We start from the raw sequence: 20949 nt of genomic DNA, 5'->3' as shown, positions 1-20949 counted from the left end.
GACTCCACATTGTCGCACTGCTCGGGGCGTCAGCTGTTGGCGTGTGGATGGCTGTCGATCGGGATGCGATCGGATTGGCCGTCGCCGGCACTGCGCTGGTAGCAATCCTGGTGGGTAGAGGTCTCCAGGTGGCCCTGCTGATTGTCGCAGGGAGCCTAGGTGTCTGGGCTGCGGCCGCCGTCTGCGCCGTCGACATCCTTGTCTTGCTGGCGAATCGATACTACGTCCCGCGCGGAAAGCCCGGTCCTCCGGACGAGGGAGCTCTGGTCGGCGGCGTCCGATCTCTCCCGTCCGAGCTGCTGCGCTTGCTCGCTGAGGAGGCTGCGGCGGCAGGTGGCGTGGTCGATACCGCCGGAATCGTGCGGTCGGCGATCCGCTCGGATCCGCTCCGATGGGGATCCGTCAGGGCGTCGAGGGTTCCCGTCCGTCGCGGTTCGGAAGGAGGAGTCGTCGCTGACGTTGGATGGACGTTCTGCGCCGCTGAGGCCGCGCTCGTGGCCAGGTGCCTCACGCTGCCCGACGGTCGGCTGGACGTGCATGGGCTGGCTGCGGCGGCGGTCGCGGTTCCGAACTCCGCAGGTGGGACGCGGCCGGAGATTGTGTCGCAGGCCACGAGCGCCGCAGGTGTCGGGCCGCGCAACTTGATCGAGGCAATGGCCCGTGCCAGCGCGATGCCGGGAGGCGAACTTCTTCTCCCTCGGGTCGAGCTGAGCGACAAGTCGCGATCGGGCAACAAAGCAGCAGCGGAGCTCGATGACGCGATCTGGCTCGACCTGCGCGCTGTCGGCAGGCCGGCGGCGAGCCCCGCAACTCAACCCCAGAAGGATGCTGCCACAATCCGCGTCACGACCGCTGAGACGGTGGCCGTCAAGGCAACCACTGAGTCGCGCAAGCCCCGCAATCCGGATCGAGTGCGCGGATCCGACTCGTCGAGGGTGCCGGACGGCAAGAGTCGAAAGGTCGAGCCGGACCGTACGACCGGGCTCGGACGGATCGTTGCACAGGCCCGTGATCTTTGGCCGCCATGGGCCCTGCTCGTCTGGTGGGTAGTGCGGCCGCTCTGCACTCTTGGAGCATTGACCGTCTGTATCGGCGTTGCCACCACTGGTCGTGGTCTCCTTCAAGCGATGTTCTGTGCGGTCATAGTGATCCTCGTCCGTCCGGTAGGCAGTGTTTGGCTGGGACTGGCGGCCACTGGTGCAACTGCCCTCCTGGTACCGGCTGCCGGCGTCCTCGTCGGCATTCGATTCGCTGCGGGTGCGCTTGTCTTGCTCCTTGTAGGCCGAGGCTGGGCCCGGGGCAGACAGTCACTCGTCGGGCTGAGACAGCGTGTCGTCGGAGAAGCGGGCCTGCCGCAGGCTTGGGATGAGCCCGCTACAGCTCTTCGAAACTCCAGAGACTTCGATCTCGTCGACAAAGCGGTCGCGACCTGGCTGGCTGCATGGTCGGCTGTCGACTTCAAGGCAATCACGCGGAGTACCGCCAATTTGCTACGAGGCGCATTGTTCGGACGCTGGCCGTCCGGTCCGACGCCCGGCCTGGAGGCCGCGGTCGCCTGGCTCGCGTTCTTAGAGTCGGTCCTTGGCCTCGCGGTGCGAGCCGTGGCGGCGACAGGCACCTTCCTTGTCGTATGGCTCGTCTTGCCTGCTCCGGACCATCGGCTGCTCGGTTTCGGCGTACCGTCCTGGATCGGCGCCGCCTTTGCCGCGGGGCTGGCCCAATCGATCGTCAAGGCCGGACCGTTCAGCGGCCGACTGGCGACCCTCGGATTCTGGTGCCTGGCCACGCTGCTCGCGACCGGGCAGCGTGCCGGCGTCGACTTCGGCGTCGCGCTTGCGTTCGGCATCGTCGGACGAGGTGCCGGTACCAAGGCACAAGCTCCTCTGGTTGTCGGCCGAAGACAGTCGCCCCGCCGCCCCGGCGGGTTGGGGACGTGGAAAGCTCGTGAGTATTGGCATGCGGCGTGTCGCGCCAGTGAGACTGGCCGACTCGACATTGCGCGCAAGCTCTGGAGCGATCTCGCAAGCAATCATCAACAGGCCACCGTGGTCAGGGCAGGCGCGTGGGCAGGATTGGCGGTTCTCGAACTCAACGACGGCGATCTTCAGAAGGCCGTGGACCACACTCGGCGTGCTCTCGCACTGACCCGACCGATGGACCGGAGCAGATACTCGGTCTATGCGACCAGCGGCATGGTTCTGCTGGCGGCCGGTAACGCACACGAAGCACGCAGGATGTTGAACGACGCCATGGGATCACGCCGGGTGCGACGTGATCCCGGTGTCGCTGCGACGCGGGCCGAACTGCTCGCCCTCGAGCGCGATCCGCAGGCTGCTCTGAGCCTGCTGGAACATTCGGCGGCGGGCCTGCTGCGCACCGGTCGACTGGAGCAGATCGTCGCGACGGAGGTAGCGATTGTCAGTCACCTGCTCGGCACTGTTGCGGCTGCGGAGCTCGAGGAACGGCTCGGCGACCTCCTTCTCTTCGATTTCGACAGTTTCGAGTTCGACGAACCGGCTGCCCGGCGACTGACGGCTGTCGTCGCCAGGGCGCACCTGGTGATGGGCCGGGTTCGCCTCGAACGAGGCGCACTGCCCGACGCAGCAGCATCCTTCCGGCGTTCTGCGTCTGACCTGTCGCAACCGCGGGACAAGCTCGACCAAGCCATCGCGCGTGTCCTGCTCGGCGTCGCCTCATCGCGGAGTACGCCGGAGGAAGCACTCGCCGAGCTCAGGGCAGGGATCGAACAACTCGAAACGCTTCGCGGCGCTCTCCGAGCAGGCGAGCACAGAAGCAATTTGGTCGGACGTCACACGACGATCTACGAGAAGGCGTACGACGCGCTCGTCCACATCCAGCGGACCGAGCCGTCCGCCGGCCTACTCGCTGCCGAGCTCACTGAATCGCTGCGGCGCAGCGCCCTGGCACAAACACTCCGACACGGCGGGCTGGAGATGCCGCCACCAGCGCGAAGCCTCATCACGCAAATATCGGAGCTCGAGAAGAAGCCGATCGGCGACGTGGACGACGAGCTACTGAGGAACTACCGCGACCAACTCGGCGACCTACTCTCCACAACATTTGCCAACGCGTACCTGCCGTCCGGGGTGGACTTCGCAGACCTGCGGAGCCGAGTCGGACGAGCTGACATCCTCTCTTACCGCGTACATCTCGCGAGTCCAGACGAACTTCGCGGCCATGTGGTTTGGACATCGCCAGGCAGATGTCCATTTGTCGCGCCGTTCCGCATCGACTCCGAACCGATTCTCGAGATTCTTGGACTGCGAGGAACGCCAGCTCGCGAGCACTCGATGACGCGGATGAGCCTACGTGTCGACGCTGGGCATTGGAGGCAGCTGGGCGACGCCCTGGTGCCGCACGCTCTACAGTCCGCACTCCTCGCCGCGGACAATCGGGACCCCGGCCATCTGGTTGTCGTGCCCGACGACAAATTGGCTGTTCTGCCGTGGCCGGCGCTACGGCTGGCCGACGGTCGCTTCCTCGTCGAGTTAGCAAGCGTCCAGCTGGTCCCGACGCTTGACCTCCTGGAGGCTCGGTCCGATTCACGCGTCACCGCCATCCGGCGACCTAACGCGGAGTCCGATCCCGTCCTCGTGTACCTGGATGCGGCGGTTGAGCAGCCAGCGGAACGTTATGAGGTCACCGGCTTCAATGAGATCATCCTCGCTAGGGAGCTTGGCGAGATCATCAATGCGCTCAGATCGAGAAGGCTGTCCGGTGCCTACATAGCAGCGCATGGCGACGGCATCGGTCTCGGCCAGTATCTGTCGGTGCCAGGTTCGGGGCGACTGTCGGCAGCAACCGCCCTGAGCCTGCCGTGGCCGGACTGGACCATCTTCGCTTCATGCCTGGTAGGTCGACTGGAGATCCTGCTCGGTAAAGAACCCATCGGCCTGCCGATCAGCTGCCTCATCGGCGGAGCGAACTCCGTGATCGGTGGAGTTGTCGAGATCCAGGGCTCTCTCAGCGGCCAGCTTGCGCCCAAGGTGGCGTCGCAGCAGCGTAGCTGTAAGCACGCAGCTGACGCGCTGCGCGACGCACAGCTCGCTTACCTGGGGACACCGGCCCGGCCGGCGGCACCCTACCGCTGGGCCGGGTTGGCGTGCTTTGCACGGACACTTCCGGCGCGGTGCTTTGACGCTGCACGGACCACTTTCTGATGCCCTGGGGCTGACTATGAACTACAGAGAGGCCCTGATCCACAAGCGTCCTTCGAGCGCAAGGCGTGCATTAGTTCGGTGAGTGCGAGGTTCAAGGGAGGGATCAGTGTGAATGCTGCGGCCCTGATTGTGGCGATATTTGCGCTTGGAGTAAGTCTGGCGGCGTTCGTATTCGAGTACATCAGCCGCCGCCGTCAACTGTTCCTCACCATCTACGGGACCCTGTTGGAAGCAGACCAGCAGCGTGGACGGCGGTTCGTTCATCAGTTGGCCGAATCGGGGTCTGCGTATGACTCGCTGGACGAGTCCGCTCGCGACACGGTCAACCACGCACTTTCGACGCTGAACGTCCTGGGGTTTCTCTACCATCGGCGCTACATCTCGCGACGTGACGCGCTCTCGCTGTGGGGGCCCGCAACCTTGCGCGTGCGCCGTTCGGCTCACATTTCCGGCTTCCTGGCCTATCGTGACGGCCTGGAAGGTGGCCGTGTTTGGCCATTCTTCCGAAGCTTCTCGGACGACGCTGAGAAGTTCAACAAGCAAGGACCCTCGTGATGGACGGCTATCAAGCAGTCGAGGACTCCGTCGACTACTTCAGATGCACCGGCTTCCTCGTAGTTCCCGGTGTCCTGGCCCGACGTTCCCTGTCCATCCTCTTGACCAAGGTTCGCAGCCTGCTCCCGGTCGGCGACCGGGCAGCAGAGAGGATCGAGGATGTGGCCGCACGGCTCGATCTAGTCGACGTGCTGCAATCGTCCGGGCTGCCAGAACGCTGGATTGCCCTGCTTGGTGGGAATGTGGTTGCGATTCGCAATCGACACAATCACTTGACGATCGATCGTCAGCGTGGTCTGAAATCTGCCGCTCTGCATCGCGACTCGCTGAACTGGACCAGGTCCTATGTGACGACCATGGTTCTGATGGCGGGAGAGCATCAGGACGCTTGGCCTCGTGTGATCCCGGGATCCCATCTCTGGACTCCGGCAGGACCGCCGAACGGCGGAGGCTACTGGCTCACGGACGATCGGCGACGAGACCTGGCGCGACAGGCTGTGATCGTGCCGATGAGACCAGGGGACGCAATCCTCATGGATCCGCTGCTCTTTCATGCAGCAGGGCGTGGCAGCCGCGAGGATCCGAGGATCGCGCTCACCTTGGCGGTTCGGGCCGTCGATGAACTTGCGGAAGGTCTGCCGCGCCACGAGCAGCTCCTGCTGGGGACGCAGATTTACGAGGGCCAGGCTTGGTTCCCTGCCGAGCACGAGAATGTGCGCCGGGATCCTCAGATTGACTAACTCAAGGTTCGTGCAGTATTCGCGATCGTGGCATCGGGCCCGGCGCTGATCCGCCGGCAGCTGAGTGGCAGGAGCCCATCGCGGACATAGCCGAACAGCGCAATTGGTCGGGTGCGCAGACTCCAAGGGACTAAAGAAAGTTGGTTGCTGACATCCCTTGGCGTTTGTCGGATCATGGGCAGTCAGTCGGACGCGGGTTGGGGGAGCAGTGGGGGCGGATGGGGGAAAGGCAGTCGAGGCCTCCCCGGAGCTGGGGAATCTGCTGGCTGCAGCTGTCGGGGAGTCGGCGAGCGGCGTAGTGACGACTGGGCATGTTTGGCGAGCGCTGAGAACAGAGCACCCGACCGTATGGCGTCGGATCAGTCCGAAGGACATAGATCCGCTCGAGTACGTATTGCTGAATGCAGGTGGAGCTCGGGCGGTGGTCGCTGGGGTCAAGGTAGACGGTCATGTGGTCGTCATGCTCGAGTTGGCGGCGACGTTCGCGGTGCGTGCGCAGTCTACGTGCGTCGAGGTCGTGCATGTGGCAGTTGCCCTGGCTGCGTCCAGGCCTTCGGGCGGTGGTTCGCGCCTAATGAAGCTGGTCGCCAGGGCGTTCAGCAGTGAAAGCCTTGAGGATTTAGACGGTGCAGTCGCGGCGTTCGTGCGAGATGGCGGGCCGACGATCGGCGTACGGCTGGAGACGATGCCGGATGTGGCGCGAAGGATCAAGAAGCGCTACGACCGCGCGTGGGACCGGATGTTCACGATGTTCGACCGCCGAGACTGGGCTCAGACGCTCGAACTCACCGCCAAGGTTCGCGACCTCGCGGCCGCATGGGGCGATCACTGGCAGACACGGCCAGCATAGGTCGAACCTGGCAGGTCGAGGCTGAAGTTCACGGCGAGTGTGGACGGCTCGAGCAGGAAATCACCTGTCTCGAACTCGCGACCCGGTATTTCGAGCGAGATCCGGAAAACAGCGACGATCTCGGGCGGGCGCTTCACGGCCTCGGCGTATGCATGTTGCACTTCAGCGTAATCGAGCTGGCGCTGCGATACTTCAGAAGGGCACGACAATTCCTCAGTGCCGAGGATGAGGACGGCCGCGAGAATAGGGCGTTCGCCGACGCGACGTTGATGACTGCTGAGCTGGTCGGGCTGTCTGGAGAACGCGTTGAGCAGTTGGCCGAGATGATCGGAAAGATTGCGGATCTTGCTTATCGTCGTTCCGCAACACTCTTCTTTGTCATGAAGGTTTTCGAGGCGCGGCTGGAAGCGCAGTACGTGCGTGCGGTCCGGCTGCTGGAGAGCGTGGCCGGCGAGGCGCGGCAAGCTGAGGATCTCGAAACAGCCCTGCGCATCGCCGGTCTACTTGGCGTGTGCCGTGAAGGCTTGGCGCCGCTGCCGGATCCCGTTCGCGCAGTGATCGGATGGCTATCAGAGCAGACGGAACGTCTGGTGCCGACCGATCAGGCGACGGCATGGTTCGGTCGTGCGATCTGTCAGCAGCTGGATGGGCACGTGGGCCAGGCCGTGGAGAGTTCGGTTCGCGCTGTGGCGATATCAGACTGTAGCGATCGAGAGATGCGGTCGACATCTCTTCGTAGGGCGATGGGCAGCATCAGCGCCGGTATCCGTGAGGTCGCGTTTGATGCAGCCATAGCGTACGGCGACCTGCGACTGCTCGCGGAGCTCATCGAGACGGCGCGATCGGCTGGGGTCGCACGGCCTCAGGTGGGGAGCCAGGTCGTCGGTGAGGTGACGCGAGCGTTCCTTGAAGGCGGCGTTGCATTCGGTCCGATCGTGCCGCTGACTGTGGACGGAATCTCCGCGCTGAGTGCCTGGTATCCCAGCGAGGTGCCAGTAGGAGATGCCATCAGCCTCGAGGGCATCATCGAGTCCGTTTCGGGCCAGGATTCCTGGTGGTGGGCGACATATTGGGGCGTGAGCAGCCTTTACTGGGTACTGCGTAGCCCGGACGGTGCATTCAGCGGCGGGAGCACACCGCTGACATTCGAGCTCCGTACGCTGGTTGACGGTGTGTTCCGTGAGGTTGATCCGACGAGTGACGTCAGCGTGTGGGAGATGACCGCGCGGCACGGCAATCGTGCCAGCTGGATGTACCGCGAACGTCTGGACGAGCTGATCGCGAACAGCAAGTTTCGGAACGATCCGGGCGGCGAACTGCAGATCATGCAAGAGCTGGGCAAGGCGCTCCTGCCGCCGCTGCTCATCGATCAGGTCAGCCAACGACGACGATGTGGTCCCCTCCGTTTGGTGACGTCAGGAAACTTCTTGCCGTGGCTGCCGACTGCCACACTCGCCATTGGCAACGAGGACGACACCCGACTAATCGAGGGCGCAATCCTGATCACAGCCCCGCCCGCGGAGCTTGTCCAACAGGCCTTGCGGTCACCTGCGACTGGCCGCGTCCGAGGCAGCCATCCCACGGCACTTGTTGCGGTCGATGCGAGAGCCGAATTCAAAGACCTGCATGAATGGCTGCCAGATGCGCCAATTGTGCTGACCGGTCGGCCCGACCGTGCCCCCGCCACCGCGATAGTCGCCCCACTCGACAGGGCGACCCTGAGGTCGGCGCTGCTCGGCGTTGGCCCTGGCGCAGCCGCCACGTTCTTCTACAGCGGACATGCTGGCCACAGCGCGAGTCCCGGGGACTTCTCGTCGGGGATTCCGCTCGCAGGTACGGACATGCTGAGCGCCGGTGAGCTGATCTCGTCCGCAGGGACGCCCGCAGCCTGGCCGGTCCCTGCGCGCGTCGTACTCGCCGCGTGCAGCTCCGCGGGATCGGCCGGTGCGGGTCGAGGCGAGTGGGTAGGGCTGTCGGCAGCGCTTCTCTTGAACGGAGCGAAGCAGATCGTCGCGACATCATGGCCGACCTGGGATTCCCCCGGCACTGCACGATTCGACCAGTCGATCGCCGACATGATGACGACGTCCGCTGACCCGGCCGCGGACCTCCGACTGCTCCAGCTCCATCAACTGGAGCGATGGCGGGTTTTGGGGCGCACTGCTGGACTTGAAGCATCGCCAGTCTGTTGGGCGGCGTACCACCTCATCGGCCTGCGTTGAAGAGCTTTCAATCCTCGTCCGCGACCCACTGCTCGTCGAGCTCGCTCCAGCGGTATGTCGAACGCGGTACCGGCGTCGGATGATTGCTGGAAAGTTGTGCGACCAAGTCGGCCAGAGCTTCTCGCGGCACGTCGTGGTCGATCACATACCGACGGCCCGTGGCGTCGTCGTTCAGGATGATCAGCCCGCTGCGCCGCGTCCGGTGAGCTTCGTAGAGGTCGATGACGAGCCGGCGGAGACCATCGACGGTGGCCTCGGCACCCTTCTTCGCCAAAGTGCCCAGGAATAGTGCTAGTGGACCACTGGCAGCGACGACCCACGGGAGCGACGAGGGATCGGGTCCCTTTCCTCGGTCCGCCTCGGCGATGAGCACCCGGTCATCGATGGCCAGAAAGGCTTGCCGGACGTCTTGCACTTCGGCATCAGCCGCCCGCGAGTCGGTGATTACCTTCAGCTCGAAATCCCGCATGCCCGGAAATGTAGCTGGCCGCACTGGAAGTTGCCAGGAATCACTGCCTCAGATCCGCTTACGCGGTGGCCGACCGGGAAGGTGCGGCAACCGCGTGTATCAAGTCGGTACAGGCTGGGCCACAAAGCGGCCGACCGGTCTGCGCCCGCGGATCAACTCGATGCTCAACGGCTTCGGCAGCGCACTGCAGATCGCCGCGTCATCGAGCGACCCGGCAACACGACCAGTTCCATCAGCCGGTCATGGGGAACTGTGGACAAATCCGAGATCTCCGGGTGAGTTTGGCCAGCCACTTCAGCACGAAGATCAACTGCGATGCCGACAGCGGATTCATCGGCTGAGCTCCACTCGTTCCTGGACCAGATCGGAAATTCATCGTAGTTGCCGCGTCCCGATTGTGAGATCCTGCATCGGACGGAAGAAGGGTGGGAATGCTGGTGGCGAGCGATTCAGAGCCCCTTGGGCTGGTCGATTTCCTTGCCGATCTCCACGCTGACTTGGAGGCGGCGCAGAAGGCGGCGCTGCAACGTGGCGGTGAGGTTCGGCTCGGAGTGGAAGAGGTCACCATCACGTTGGACGTCGTACACGAACGAACGACGTCGGGCGAGATGGGCGGGAAGGTGACCGGACGATTCTGGGTGTTCGGATCGGCTGAGGCGTCGGGTTCTGGCGCGCACAGCGCGACCAGGTCCGGAACGCAGTCGCTGACGATGACGCTGCGGCCCCGGGTTTCGACGACGACGATCGACGATCAAGGCCGACGGTCGGTTACGCACACGGGTCTCGACGTGTCCGGCGCGGTGGGCGACGATGAGCAGCAGCCGCCACCACCTGTATCGGGGCCGGTCAGGTATGAGGGACAGCCGTGATATGAACGGAGGCGGCAGTTGGCTGTGCGACAGTTCCGGCATCCCTCGTCCCATTGCGTGGTGGAGTTGCGCGTTTCGGCTGCCGGTGGAGCTGCCCGGGTGGGATCGGGCTACCTGATCGACCGCGGCTGGATTCTGACGGCTGGTCACGTGGTGCGCGGCATGGACTCTGTGCGTGCCTGGGTCGATCCGGAAGCTGAACTCACTGCGGACTGCGAGTCGGCGGTCGACGCCAGCGCGATTCAGTACGTTGGCAGAGATTGGGCGCTGCTGCCCATCGGCACAGAGCCACCGCCGGGCTTCGTGCCCGCGGTGTTTGCCAGAGTGGACCGCGAACGCGGGGAGCCGATTTCGGCGGTTGCTCTTGGTTTGCCCTGGTTCAAACTGCGAGAGCCTGCTGTTGAACGCGGTACGGCGGAAGCTGCGGCCAGGCCGTTGATCCGCGAGGTTGCGGCCGTCGCCGGGGACTTGATGCCGCTCAGCAATGTGCGGACCGGAACGTTGGCGATGGATGTGCGGGGTGGCCCTGATGCCGCTACGCACGCCCAGGGCACTCGAGCCGGCGGCGCGGATCGTGTGAGATCGGTGTGGGAGGGCATGTCTGGCAGCGCGGTCTGGGCCGGCGCAGAGCTGGTGGGGATTGTCATTCAGCATCATCCAGTGGAGGGCGCCACGACCCTGACAGTCGCCGGTGTGCCCGGGCCTCAGGTTCCTGACGCGACGCAGATCGGTTCGGTTGGGGGTGGTAGAGCGATCGCCAATCTTGTTCGACCGACGGTCCTCACCTCGGTGCCGGATGCAGTGGCGGCAAGGTATCGGCGGTCGGCCGAGCGTCTCGCACCGCCGATCTTGTCGGGACGCAGCGAGGAACTTGCCGAGCTCGATGCCTTTGCGGCCGGCTCCGAGCGCTGGCGCTGGTACTCGGCCGGTGCGTTCGGAGGCAAGACCGCTCTACTGGCGTGGTGGACCGCTCACCAACAGCTGCGAGACACAGTTGTCGTGGGCACCTTTCTGCGTCGCTCGGCCGGCATGAACACGGCTCGAGACGTCATCACGAGTTTGTCGACCCAACTCGCCGCTGTCGCGGGCCTTTCCGACTTCGAGATCCGGCAGTTGCAGGCCCAGGTGATCGACGCCACGAGTCTGACTCGGCTCGAGGATCTGCTGGAGGACGCAGCGCGCCAATGCCGCAGACTCGTGGTTGTTGTGGATGGACTTGACGAGCACGAGCCGCTCGGTCAGATCCCGCTTGCGGAGTGGTTGCCAGGACCCCGAAGTCTGATCCTGCCGGCGAATGCGGCGCTGGTGGTGAGCAGCCGAGCAGGGGCCCCGGCGGGACTGCCGGATGGACATCCGCTGTACGACCATAAGGTGCTGCTGCATCCGTCCACGGTTGCTGGCAAGGTCCGGCAACGGGCAGAGCAGGAGATCAGCCACGCACTGCAGGATCCCGGACGACTGGATGCGAGGATCATCGGCTTCCTCGCCGCTGCGAGCGGCCCGCTCACGCACGCCGATCTCAAAGCACTGATTCAGGCGCTGAATCTGCAGGTACTCGAGTCGGACATTCAGCTGGTCTGGAACAGGCATCTTTCCCGAACACTGGTGCCGGATGCGGTCGGCAACGGGTACGAGTTCTCGCACGACGCCCTGCGCGAACACGCGCGTGCGTCGTTTGCTGGTGACCTGCCGGCGTACCGGGCGGGTATCGACGCCTGGGCGGACCGGTACGCAGCACGCGCCTGGCCTTCGGACACGCCTCGATACCTGCTCATGGGGTACGCCAATATGCTTGCAGCCGAAGGCGAGAAAGGCCGTCTGGCGGCGATCGCGACCGATACAGATCGGCAGGCCCGGCTACGAACGGAGACAGGCGGCGACTCGATCGGACTGTCCGAGCTGACGACGGCGGCCGATCTGCTATCCGGTCGCGGGTCGCCTTCGGCAACCGGCAAGCTCGACCTCCACCAGTTGGCCCGTGTCGTTTGGCACCGTGATCAACTCCGCCACCGGAATGACACGACTCCATCCCAGCTCCCGGTCGTCTGGGCGCGACTTGGCCAGTACGGTCGTGCGCAGAATCTCGCGGCGTCGATCACCGACCGCGGACGTAGAGCGGAGTCGCTAGTTCTGGTCGCGATCGAAGAGGCACGGGCGGGACTGAGCGTCGAGGCCGCAGCTGTTATTGAGGGCGTCGAGCAGGCTCTCGACACGATCACCGACCCCGACGAGCGCGACAACGTACGAGCCGACGCCGTCATCTCCATGGCCAACGCAGGCATGCACCTCGATGCACAACGGATCTCAGGGTCAATCAGTTCCTCGCACCATCGATCGCGTGCCGTTGCCGCCCGGGCTGCCGCGCTGGCGGTCACCGGTGATCGTCGCGAGGCCGCCAGGCTCGTGCGCGAGTTCGTCGATGTCGGGAGGGGATCTCGCGAGTGGTTCATGCCAGGCGATGCTGAGCCGGTTGCCCTGGCTCTGGCCCTGGCGATGGAGCCTGCCGAGTTCGCGGAGGTCGCCGAGTTGGTTTCCGAAGCCTCGGATCGTGGATCGGTGGACGTGCTGGCGACATTTCTCGGTCTCGCCGGGCGTGCCGAGCAGGCGAAACGTCTTCTCGCCGGGTCTCCCGGCGTGACAACGGCTGGTCGAGATCTATTGGCGATGGCCGTCATCGTCGGTCGTACACTCGATCCCGAACGGGCGCTTGCGGTGGCCGGCGAAATACAGCGAGGCACCGTCGCAATCCTCCCACCGTGGTGGAGTGAGGACGCGGCGGTCTCACTTGTCGGCGCGTTGGTCGCCGGCGGACGTGCCGATGTAGCGGAACGGATGGTCAACGCCATCGCGGATCCCAACCTCCGGTCCCAGGCACGGTCTGCGCTTGTCGAGTTCTTGGTCCGAGCGCGGCGCCCGGCGGATGCGGTCCGGATCGGTCGACAGTACCGGTCTTTGACCGACCACATCATGCTGATGGCTGCGATGGCTGCGGATCACGCACAGCAGGGGCGATTCGCCGAGTCGTCGGCAGTTGTCCGCGATGCCGAACGCATCGTCGCCGGCGCAGGCGATGAGGAGGATGAGGACGAACGCAGCGGCGTACTGGCAAAGCTGGCGATCGCGGTCGGCGTCGCAGGCCACCCGTCAGAGCCCGGGCAGATCGTTCGCAACATTGCCCGGGCGTCACTACGCGATGAAGCCGTCGTGACTGTTGCCGACGCGCTGATCGAGACGGGCGCGTACGACGCGGCACACAGTCTCATCACGTCCATCGCGGATCCGGCGCTGCGGGCCGGTGCGCTCACGACTCTCGCCGCCGCGACCGCTGACGCAGGTTCCATGTCACGCGCCGCCGCGCTGGCAGAGGAGGCAGAACATGTCGCCGCAACGTTCACGGATCCGGAACGGCATACGAGGGAACTGGCGTTGCTCGCGGCGGCACTGTGGCGAAGCGGTCAGGGAACGACGGCCACGGCGGTCGCTGATCAGGCTTCACGGTTGGTGACCATGATCGCTTCTCCGGAGAAGCGCTCAGACGCCCTTCGCGCGGTCACCGCGGCGTTCGGGCGGGCGGGTCAGCCGTCCGCAGCACAGGACGTCGCGCTGACCGTCCGCGACGCGCAGAAACAAGCCGAGGCACTCTTTGCGGCATCAAGAGCCTTTGCCGAAGCGGGCGATCACAGGCAGGCGCGCATCGCGGCGCGCGAGGCTGGCTTTGGAGGTCTCCACCAGCACCGTTTGTAGGTCAGTGCTGACACCACCCGGACCAGGAGGGCACCCTAGTGTTGGTGGGAGTTGACACCACCCTGGCGGGCGCGCAAGCGGAGCTCGTAGAGCAGGCCACGTGGCGGGAGCACCCCAATCGGGACGCCCCCGAGCACGTCCGCGATCAGGCCGAACTGTGGGCGGGACACGCACGCACCGAACTGGAGTGGGCGAAGAGCCTGAGCAAGCGACTGTCTGAGGGCGCCTACACCATGGCCGATGATCCGGGTTCGTGGCGAACGGTCCCCGATCACCTCAAGATGCGCGCCTAATCAACCTTGACTAGACGTTTCTTCCTCGTGTACTTTGGCCAAGTAGTCAAACTGGACTAGTCTCTACCAATCCGTTCGCAACGCCGGGAGAAGGAATCGAACCCATGGGAAAGCTCGCGATCGAGACGAGAGGGTTGAGCGGAGGTGGGCGCATGTCGGCGACGAAGCTCCTGGTACTCGGTATCGTGCACCTCTCCGGCGGCGCGCATGGCTACCAGGTGCGGTCCGAACTGCAGAGCTGGGGTGCGGAGAGTTGGGCCAAGATCAAGCCCGGCTCGATTTATCACGCGCTGAAGAAGGCGGCGGCTGATGGCCTCCTCACCGAACACGCCGAGCCGGGCAACTCCGGGCCGGAGCGCGTTCTGTACCGCGCGACAACTCGGGGACGTGACGAGATGGTCGAACTGGTCCGCGACGGTCTGCGGCGCACCCACGACCCGGACATGCTCAACGCGTCCATCGCCATGTTGCCCATGCTGACCAGGACAGATGCCATCGCGCAGGTTAACGAGCGGGTCGCGCGACTGGAAGCGGAGCTCGTAGTGCAGGCCGAGTGGCGGGAGCACCCCAATCGGGACACCCCCGAGCACGTCCGCGATCAGGCCGAACTGTGGGCGGGACAGGCACGCACCGAACTGGAGTGGGCGAAGAGCCTGAGCAAACGACTGTCTGAGGGCGCCTACACCATGGCCGATGATCCGGGTTCGTGGCGAACGGTCCCCGATCACCTCAAGATGCGCGTCTAATCAACTTGACTAGACGTTTCGTCCTTGTCTGCTCTGGCCAAGTAGTCAAACTTGACTAGCTCACCAATCCGTTCGCAACGCCGAGAGAAGGAATCGAACCCATGGGAAAGCTCGCGATCGAGACGAGAGGGTTGAAGAAGAGCTTCGGCACGACCCACGCGGTCGCCGGTGTGGACCTGGCCGTGAGCGCCGGGGGCGTGTACGGCGTGCTCGGTCCGAACGGGGCGGGCAAGACCACCACGATCCGCATGCTGGCCACGCTCCTGCGCCCCGACGCCGGAGAGGCGCAAGTGCTCGGCTACGACGTCGTGCGTGACGCCCGGGCGGTGCGGAGCAGGGTGGGCCTTACCGGGCAGTTCGCGTCGGTCGACGAAGACCTCACCGGGGTGGAGAACCTGTTGCTGCTCGCCAGGCTGCTCGGCTACTCACGCCGCCGAGGCAGGGAGCGGGCGGCCGACCTGCTCGACGCGTTCGGTCTTGCGAGGCGGCCGACCGGCAGGTGAAGAAGTACTCCGGCGGGATGCGCAGGCGCATCGACATCGCGGCGAGCCTGGTCGTCACCCCCGAACTGATCTTCCTCGACGAGCCCACGACCGGGCTCGACCCGCGCAGCAGGAACCAGGTCTGGGAGATCGTCAGGGGCATGGTCGCCGAGGGCGCCACCGTGGTGCTGACCACGCAGTACCTCGACGAGGCCGACCAGTTGGCCGACCGGATAGCGGTGATCGACCACGGGAAGGTGATCGCCGAGGGCTCGAGCGGCGAGCTCAAGGCATCGGTCGGCGCCGGCTCGCTGCACGTACGGCTACGTGCGCCCGAGCAGCGGGCCGAGGCAGAGCGGGTCCTCGCCGGCGTCCTCGAGGTGGCGGCTGAGCCGTCCGCTGACCCGGCCGCGCTGTCCGCGCGGATCTCCGACCCCGAGCGGGTCGCCCGTTCCCTGGCCGAGCTGTCCCGCAGCGGCATCGACGTCACCGAGTTCGCGCTCGGTCAGCCGAGCCTGGACGAGGTGTTCCTCACCCTGACCGGACACGCCGCCGAGGAGACACCCGAGGAGGATGCCGCATGACCGCCACGTCCGCGGAGCAGGGGTCGGCGCCGGTCACTGAGGACGCGCTGCGCAGCGTGCTGTTGGCCGGTAAGCGGCCGTCTCGCCCCGGCCCGGTGCGCACCTCGTTGACATTCGGCTGGCGCGCTCTGCTGAAGATCAAACACGTCCCGGAGCAGCTCGTCGACGTGACCATGTTCCCGATCATGTTCACACTGATGTTCACCTACCTGTTCGGTGGCGCGCTCGCCGGGTCGACTCAGGAGTACCTGCAGTTCCTGCTGCCCGGGATCCTGGTGCAGGCGAACGTCATGATCACCATGAACACCGGCATAACGCTGAACACCGACATCCAGAAGGGGGTGTTCGACAGGTTCAGGTCACTTCCGGTGTGGCGACCGTCGCCGCTGGTCGGCGCCCTGCTCGGCGATGTGATGCGCTACTCGATCGGGTCGGCGATCGTGATCACGCTCGGACTGGTCCTAGGGTTCCGGCCGGAGGGTGGCGCCGTCGGCGTGGTGCTCTCGGTGGTGCTGCTGCTGGTGTTCTCGTTCTGCCTGTCGTGGCTGTGGACGATGCTCAGCCTGATCCTGCGCACGCCGAACTCGGTGGCGGGGGTCAGCATGATGGTGATGTTCCCGCTGACGTTCGTGAGCAACATCTTCGTGGACCCGAAGACGATGCCCGGGTGGATGCAGGCGGTCGTCGAGGTCAACCCGATCACCCACCTGGCGACCGTGGTACGCGGCCTGATGGACGGCTCGGTGCCCGCCGGGGAAATCGGCTGGGTGCTCGTCTCGTCCGTACTTCTCGTCGCGGTCTTCGGTCCCATCACCATGGTCCTCTACCGCAACAAGAAGTAGATGCCGCTACCGCGAGCACTTGGTCGAAATCAACTCCGACAACCCGGCCCACTCGGCCAAAGCCATCACCGCTACCAGACCCGGACACGACAAGGAGAGCCGAATGAGCACCATCCCCAAGAAAAACTCGGAAACCGTTGCGCACACGCCCGGGCGGGCGAGCAGCATCGGGGTCTGGATTCTGCACGTCGTGCTGGCGGCGATAATCGCCGGCGGCGGAATCTCGAAGCTCGCCGGCGACCCGGTCATGGTGGACATGTTCGCCGACATCGGGGCTGGCCAGTGGCTCCGGTACCTGGTCGGAGCGCTGGAGGTCGCGGGAGGGGTTGGACTTCTGATCCCGGCTCTGGCGGGCCTGGCCAGTCTCGGGTTGGCGGCATTGCTGACCGGTGCTGTCATCACCGATCAGTTCGTGCTCGAGCAGAGCCCTTGGCTGCCGCTCGCCTTACTCATCGTGGCGGCCGTGATCGCAAGGACGCGGTGGTCGCGCACCGAGGCCGTCGTCGGCACGCTGCTCAGGCGCTGAGACAAACCTCTCGAACGGAGATGTGAGATGAACGAGATGGCCTTTCGCGTGACATCAAACGATGGCACCACCATCGCCTACGACCGGAAGGGAAGCGGTCCGGCCGTCATTCTGGTGGGCGGAGCACTCGACGAGGGGGTGGAGAACGCTCCCTTGGCGCCGGCTCTCGCCGAGCACTTCACGGTCTACAACTATGCCCGTCGGGGACGCGGCGCGAGCGGCTTCACCGAGCCGTACGCCGTGGAGAGGGAGATCGAGGACCTGGATGCGTTGATCGCGGAGGCGGGCGGCTCGGCACACCTGTTCGGGGCGTCCTCTGGTGGCGCGCTGGCGCTGGAAGCGGCCGCGGCCGGGTCAGCCATCGACACGATCGCCGTGTGGGAGGTGCCCTACGCGGTCGGGGACGACATCCGCCAGCGATTCGAGGAGTACGTCGCGGACACCCGACGCGCCTTCGACGCCGGGCGAGACGAGGAGGTTCTCGAACTGTTCATGCGCTTGAGCGGCGCCTCCGACGACAACATCGCGGCCAGGAAAGCGGCAGGCAAGCAGACGGCGCATTGGGCGCATTCGGTCGCCCTCGCGCCCACGCTGGTCCACGACAGCGTCTTCCTCAACCGCTACCAATTGCCGGCCGATCGACTGGCAACGGTCACCCAACCGGTCCTGGTCACCACCGGAGGACCGATCACGGTCCCCTATATGGCAGGCCTGCCCTCGGACTTCTTCGACCGCGCAGCCGACGAGCTTGCAGACCAATTACCCCACGCTCAACGGGAGACCCTCGAGGGGCCGGATCACGTCGTCGACCCACAGACCGTCGGCCCGCTGTTGCTACGGTTCTTCAGCAGCGAACACTGAGGGGCCTGCGAGGTGTTGCGGGAAGACCGATTAGGCACCGCGCAAGCAGATCTTCGTCGCGCCAGGGACACGGGGCGGACAGGTGGTGTCGAGGTTGATGTCGTCGGCGGCATCACAGGCCTGATCCTGGGCGTGCTCGTCACCAACGTCTTCGTCACCACGCAAGGCCGGGCCGTCGTACTGACCTGGGCTTCAGTGGGACTCGACCTGGCCTACTCGCTGCTCATCGGCTCCGTCGTCGGTCGTACCCTCCACTCCGGGCCGACTCAGTACCGCCCACCGAAGCCCGCGCAGCACATGACCAGGCACCTCGGTAGGGCCAGTGATTCCGGGCTGTGGTCGCATGCGGTCACCGTTCCCGGGCGGTGGCCCGGTGCCGAAAGTCGTGCCCACGGCGTGCTCATGGCGTGCTCACGTCAGGAGTGCCACCGATGACGCAGCCGCGTTCCCGGGTCGACCTGTACGCGGCGATCCGACGGGATGCCCGATCTGGGATGTCCAACCGCGCGCTGCAGCGCAAGCACGGCGTCGGCTTCCGAACCGTGACAGCGGCGCTGGAATCTGCATGGCCGAAGGAGAGAAAGCAACCGCCCAAACGCGGCTCACGGCTTGACGCGTACCGAGTGGTGATCGACGACTGGCTGCGCTCGGACCTCGACGCGCCGCGGAAGCAGCGACACACGGCGAAGCGGATCTTCGATCGACTGCTTGACGAACATGACGGGGCCGGGGTGGTGTCGTACTGGATGGTCCGCGAGTACGTCGCCACCCGACGCCGTGAGATTCGCGTCGAGGTCGGACGGGAACCTGCCAACGCGTTCATCCCGCAAGAGCACCTCCCGGGCCGCGAGGCCGAGGTTGACTTCGGCGACGTCGCCATCCGCCTGCGCGGCGAGCTCGTAACCTGCGCGCTGTTCAGCCTTCGGCTCTCCTACTCGGGCAAGGCCGTGCACAGGGTCAGTGCCTCGACTGGGCAGGAAGCCTTCTTCGAGGGTCACGTCCACGCCTACAACGTGCTCGGCGGGGTGCCGACCGGGAAGATCCGCTACGACAACCTCAAGGCCGCCGTCGCGAGCGTGATCGGGTTCTCCCGCCAGCGGGTCGAGGCCGACAGGTGGACCGCCGTCCGTTCCCACTACGGCATCGAAGCCTTCTATTGCCAGCCCGGAATCCAAGGTGCGCACGAGAAGGGCGGCGTCGAGGGGCAGATCGGCTGGTTCCGACGCAACCACCTCGTCCCCATCCCAGAAGTCGACTCCCTCGCCGAGCTCAACGCTATGGTCGACGCCTGGGACGAAGCCGACGACGCCCGGCGGATCGGGTCCCGCGCCCGCACGGTCGGGGAACACTTCGCCACCGAGCAGCCACTCTTCGCGCCCCTTCCGACCGAGCCGTTCGAGACCGGCCGCTGGTTCACCCCGCGCGTGGACCGGTACGCCCAGGTCACGGTCCGGATGAACAAGTACTCCGTGCCCGCGCGCATGGTCGGCCGTCAAGCCCGGGTGCTCCTGAACGCCAGCGACCTGGTCGTGTTCGACGGCAGGACCGAGATCGCCCGCCACGAACGGCTCATGACCAAGGGCTCGACCCGGGTCGACCTGGACCACTATCTCGAGGTCCTCCTCCGCAAACCGGGCGCGCTACCCGGTGCGAAAGCGCTGGAGCAGGCCAGGGCATCCGGGCGGTTCACGCCCGTTCACGACGCCTGGTGGGCCGCGGCCTGCAAGGCCCACGGTGACGCTGACGGCACCCGTGCCCTCATTGAGGTCCTGATGATGCACCGGCACCTTCCACACGACCACGTCGTCGCCGGACTCGCGACGGCGCTGCGTGCAGGCACGCTCACCGCGGACGCTGTCGCGTTGGAAGCGCGCAAGTACAACGACACAGCAGATGGCGGAGCCGACGACACGACAGCGGACCACCAGTCCCTGATGAGCGGCGACAGGGCACGCGGAGAAGGCGAGATCCCTGCCGTGCGATCGCTGACCGAGCGCCGGCTCCGCGCCCACATCCCGGCCGACACTCGGCCGCTGCCGAGCGTGGAGAAGTACGACCAGCTGTTGGCCAGCCGACGTGACACCCCGAACGGAGCCGCACCGTGACCACCAAGCGCCGTGGAATGACCGAAGAAGCAGCCGACGCCGCGATCGACCAAGCGTGCCGGATGCTGCGAATGCCCACCATCCGCAACTCCTTCACCAACTACGCCGACCGGGCAGGGCGTGAGCAGATGTCTTACCGCGGGTTCCTCGCCGAACTATTGCTTGCCGAGTGCGACGATCGCGCCCGACGCCGGTCCGAACGCCGGATCAAGGCCGCCAAGTTCCCCCGCGAGAAGTCCCTGCGGGCCTTCGACTTCGACGCCAACCCCAACATCGATCCCGCCGTGATCCACACCCTCGCCAAGTGCGAATGGGTCCAGAAGGGACAGCCGCTGTGTCTGATCGGGGACTCCGGCACCGGCAAGTCCCATCTGCTGATCGCACTCGGCACCGAGGCCGCCATGGCCGGCTACCGGGTCAAGTACACCCTGGCGACCCAGCTTGCCAACGAGCTCGTCGAGGCCGCCGACGAGATGACGCTGGCGAAGACCATCGCCCGCTACGGCCGCGTCGACCTGCTGTGCATCGACGAACTCGGCTACATGCAACTCGACCGCCGCGGCGCGGAACTCCTCTTCCAGGTCCTCACCGAGCGTGAGGAGAAGGCCTCGGTCGCGATCGCGTCCAATGAGTCCTTCGGCGGCTGGACCAAGACCTTCACCGACCCCCGGCTATGTGCAGCCATCGTCGACCGACTCACCTTCGGCGGCACCATCCTCGAGACCGGCACCGACTCCTACCGTCTGGCCCAAGCCACAAGGCAGCGGACAACCTGACACCCGTCGGGCGCGGAAGCGGTGTCGACGCAAACCAACATCCGCGGCACCGACACGTGCCCGGCGGTGTCAGAACTCGCCAACAAGCGGTGTCGGACGAAACC

General features: G+C 65.5%; 17 protein-coding genes. 16 read left to right on the top strand and 1 reads right to left on the bottom strand.

Features of this window, described 5'->3' with window-relative positions:
* Nucleotides 1-47: 47 nt before the first annotated feature.
* The 5 genes from ACLJOO_RS30740 to ACLJOO_RS30720 all read left to right on the top strand — a co-directional run bounded on the left by ACLJOO_RS30740 (nucleotide 48) and on the right by ACLJOO_RS30720 (nucleotide 8548).
* The gene (locus ACLJOO_RS30740) at nucleotides 48-4181 is read left to right on the top strand and encodes a CHAT domain-containing protein (protein WP_410791006.1); all 4134 of its coding nucleotides are present in this window, start codon (nucleotides 48-50) and stop codon (nucleotides 4179-4181) included.
* A 108-nt stretch (nucleotides 4182-4289) separates the two neighbouring features.
* Nucleotides 4290-4736 carry a hypothetical protein gene (locus ACLJOO_RS30735; protein WP_410791004.1) on the top strand — a complete coding sequence of 149 codons (447 nt, stop codon included), beginning with the start codon at nucleotides 4290-4292 and terminating at the stop codon, nucleotides 4734-4736.
* Nucleotides 4736-5476 carry a phytanoyl-CoA dioxygenase family protein gene (locus ACLJOO_RS30730; protein ID WP_410791003.1) on the top strand — a complete coding sequence of 247 codons (741 nt, stop codon included), beginning with the start codon at nucleotides 4736-4738 and terminating at the stop codon, nucleotides 5474-5476. Before ACLJOO_RS30735 ends, ACLJOO_RS30730 begins: the two co-directional genes overlap by 1 nt.
* A 460-nt stretch (nucleotides 5477-5936) precedes the next feature.
* Nucleotides 5937-6326, top strand: coding sequence for a hypothetical protein (locus ACLJOO_RS30725; protein WP_410791002.1), 390 nt, complete (start codon nucleotides 5937-5939; stop codon nucleotides 6324-6326).
* A complete protein-coding gene (locus ACLJOO_RS30720) occupies nucleotides 6293-8548 on the top strand; it encodes a CHAT domain-containing protein (protein ID WP_410791001.1) in 2256 nt (751 codons plus the stop codon). Before ACLJOO_RS30725 ends, ACLJOO_RS30720 begins: the two co-directional genes overlap by 34 nt.
* A 7-nt stretch (nucleotides 8549-8555) precedes the next feature.
* Here ACLJOO_RS30720 and ACLJOO_RS30715 read toward each other — a convergent pair whose 3' ends face one another.
* Entirely contained in the window at nucleotides 8556-9017 is a 462-nt protein-coding gene (locus ACLJOO_RS30715; protein ID WP_410790999.1) for a hypothetical protein, read from the bottom strand.
* 437 nt (nucleotides 9018-9454) lie between these two features.
* Between ACLJOO_RS30715 and ACLJOO_RS30710 the strand changes: the two genes are divergently transcribed.
* From ACLJOO_RS30710 to istB, 11 genes are all read left to right on the top strand, one after another.
* Nucleotides 9455-9886, top strand: coding sequence for a trypco2 family protein (locus ACLJOO_RS30710; RefSeq protein WP_410790998.1), 432 nt, complete (start codon nucleotides 9455-9457; stop codon nucleotides 9884-9886).
* Between the two features lie 60 nt (nucleotides 9887-9946).
* Complete coding sequence (locus ACLJOO_RS30705) at nucleotides 9947-13630, top strand: trypsin-like peptidase domain-containing protein (RefSeq protein WP_410790997.1); 3684 nt, start codon at nucleotides 9947-9949, stop codon at nucleotides 13628-13630.
* 44 nt (nucleotides 13631-13674) lie between these two features.
* Nucleotides 13675-13923, top strand: a complete 249-nt coding sequence (locus ACLJOO_RS30700) for a hypothetical protein (RefSeq protein WP_410790996.1) — start codon at nucleotides 13675-13677, stop codon at nucleotides 13921-13923.
* 152 nt (nucleotides 13924-14075) lie between these two features.
* A complete protein-coding gene (locus ACLJOO_RS30695) occupies nucleotides 14076-14669 on the top strand; it encodes a PadR family transcriptional regulator (RefSeq protein ID WP_410790995.1) in 594 nt (197 codons plus the stop codon).
* A gap of 101 nt (nucleotides 14670-14770) precedes the next feature.
* Entirely contained in the window at nucleotides 14771-15172 is a 402-nt protein-coding gene (locus ACLJOO_RS30690) for an ATP-binding cassette domain-containing protein (protein WP_410790994.1), read from the top strand.
* On the top strand, nucleotides 15169-15735 hold the full coding sequence (locus ACLJOO_RS30685; protein ID WP_410790992.1) for a DUF4162 domain-containing protein: 567 nt from the start codon (nucleotides 15169-15171) through the stop codon (nucleotides 15733-15735). The genes ACLJOO_RS30690 and ACLJOO_RS30685 overlap by 4 nt, the downstream gene beginning before the upstream one ends.
* Nucleotides 15732-16577 carry an ABC transporter permease gene (locus ACLJOO_RS30680; RefSeq protein ID WP_410790991.1) on the top strand — a complete coding sequence of 282 codons (846 nt, stop codon included), beginning with the start codon at nucleotides 15732-15734 and terminating at the stop codon, nucleotides 16575-16577. The genes ACLJOO_RS30685 and ACLJOO_RS30680 overlap by 4 nt, the downstream gene beginning before the upstream one ends.
* A 103-nt stretch (nucleotides 16578-16680) precedes the next feature.
* Nucleotides 16681-17103, top strand: coding sequence for a DoxX family protein (locus ACLJOO_RS30675; protein ID WP_132209140.1), 423 nt, complete (start codon nucleotides 16681-16683; stop codon nucleotides 17101-17103).
* Between the two features lie 27 nt (nucleotides 17104-17130).
* Nucleotides 17131-17964: an alpha/beta fold hydrolase gene (locus ACLJOO_RS30670; RefSeq protein WP_132208546.1), complete on the top strand. Its 834-nt coding sequence runs from the start codon at nucleotides 17131-17133 to the stop codon at nucleotides 17962-17964.
* A gap of 431 nt (nucleotides 17965-18395) precedes the next feature.
* Nucleotides 18396-20069, top strand: coding sequence for an IS21 family transposase (gene istA, locus ACLJOO_RS30665; RefSeq protein WP_410790989.1), 1674 nt, complete (start codon nucleotides 18396-18398; stop codon nucleotides 20067-20069).
* The gene (gene istB / locus ACLJOO_RS30660) at nucleotides 20066-20845 is read left to right on the top strand and encodes an IS21-like element helper ATPase IstB (protein ID WP_410790987.1); all 780 of its coding nucleotides are present in this window, start codon (nucleotides 20066-20068) and stop codon (nucleotides 20843-20845) included. The genes istA and istB overlap by 4 nt, the downstream gene beginning before the upstream one ends.
* Nucleotides 20846-20949: the final 104 nt, after the last annotated feature.

The sequence above is a fragment of the Kribbella sp. C-35 genome (assembly GCF_046549195.1).
In the GTDB taxonomy this organism is placed as follows: domain Bacteria; phylum Actinomycetota; class Actinomycetes; order Propionibacteriales; family Kribbellaceae; genus Kribbella.
The sequence above is the reverse complement of the archived record's forward strand: the minus strand, read 5'-3'. Positions and strand labels throughout refer to the sequence as shown.

Coding starts and splice junctions, on each gene's coding strand:
- ACLJOO_RS30740 (WP_410791006.1), top strand. CDS start 48: ATGGCTGTCGATCGGGATGCGATCGGATTGGCCGTCGCCGGCACTGCG.
- ACLJOO_RS30730 (WP_410791003.1), top strand. CDS start 4,736: ATGGACGGCTATCAAGCAGTCGAGGACTCCGTCGACTACTTCAGATGC.
- ACLJOO_RS30725 (WP_410791002.1), top strand. CDS start 5,937: ATGCTCGAGTTGGCGGCGACGTTCGCGGTGCGTGCGCAGTCTACGTGC.
- ACLJOO_RS30720 (WP_410791001.1), top strand. CDS start 6,293: ATGGGGCGATCACTGGCAGACACGGCCAGCATAGGTCGAACCTGGCAG.
- ACLJOO_RS30715 (WP_410790999.1), bottom strand. CDS start 9,017: ATGCGGGATTTCGAGCTGAAGGTAATCACCGACTCGCGGGCGGCTGAT.
- ACLJOO_RS30695 (WP_410790995.1), top strand. CDS start 14,076: ATGTCGGCGACGAAGCTCCTGGTACTCGGTATCGTGCACCTCTCCGGC.
- ACLJOO_RS30690 (WP_410790994.1), top strand. CDS start 14,771: ATGGGAAAGCTCGCGATCGAGACGAGAGGGTTGAAGAAGAGCTTCGGC.
- ACLJOO_RS30680 (WP_410790991.1), top strand. CDS start 15,732: ATGACCGCCACGTCCGCGGAGCAGGGGTCGGCGCCGGTCACTGAGGAC.
- ACLJOO_RS30675 (WP_132209140.1), top strand. CDS start 16,681: ATGAGCACCATCCCCAAGAAAAACTCGGAAACCGTTGCGCACACGCCC.
- ACLJOO_RS30670 (WP_132208546.1), top strand. CDS start 17,131: ATGAACGAGATGGCCTTTCGCGTGACATCAAACGATGGCACCACCATC.
- istA (WP_410790989.1), top strand. CDS start 18,396: ATGACGCAGCCGCGTTCCCGGGTCGACCTGTACGCGGCGATCCGACGG.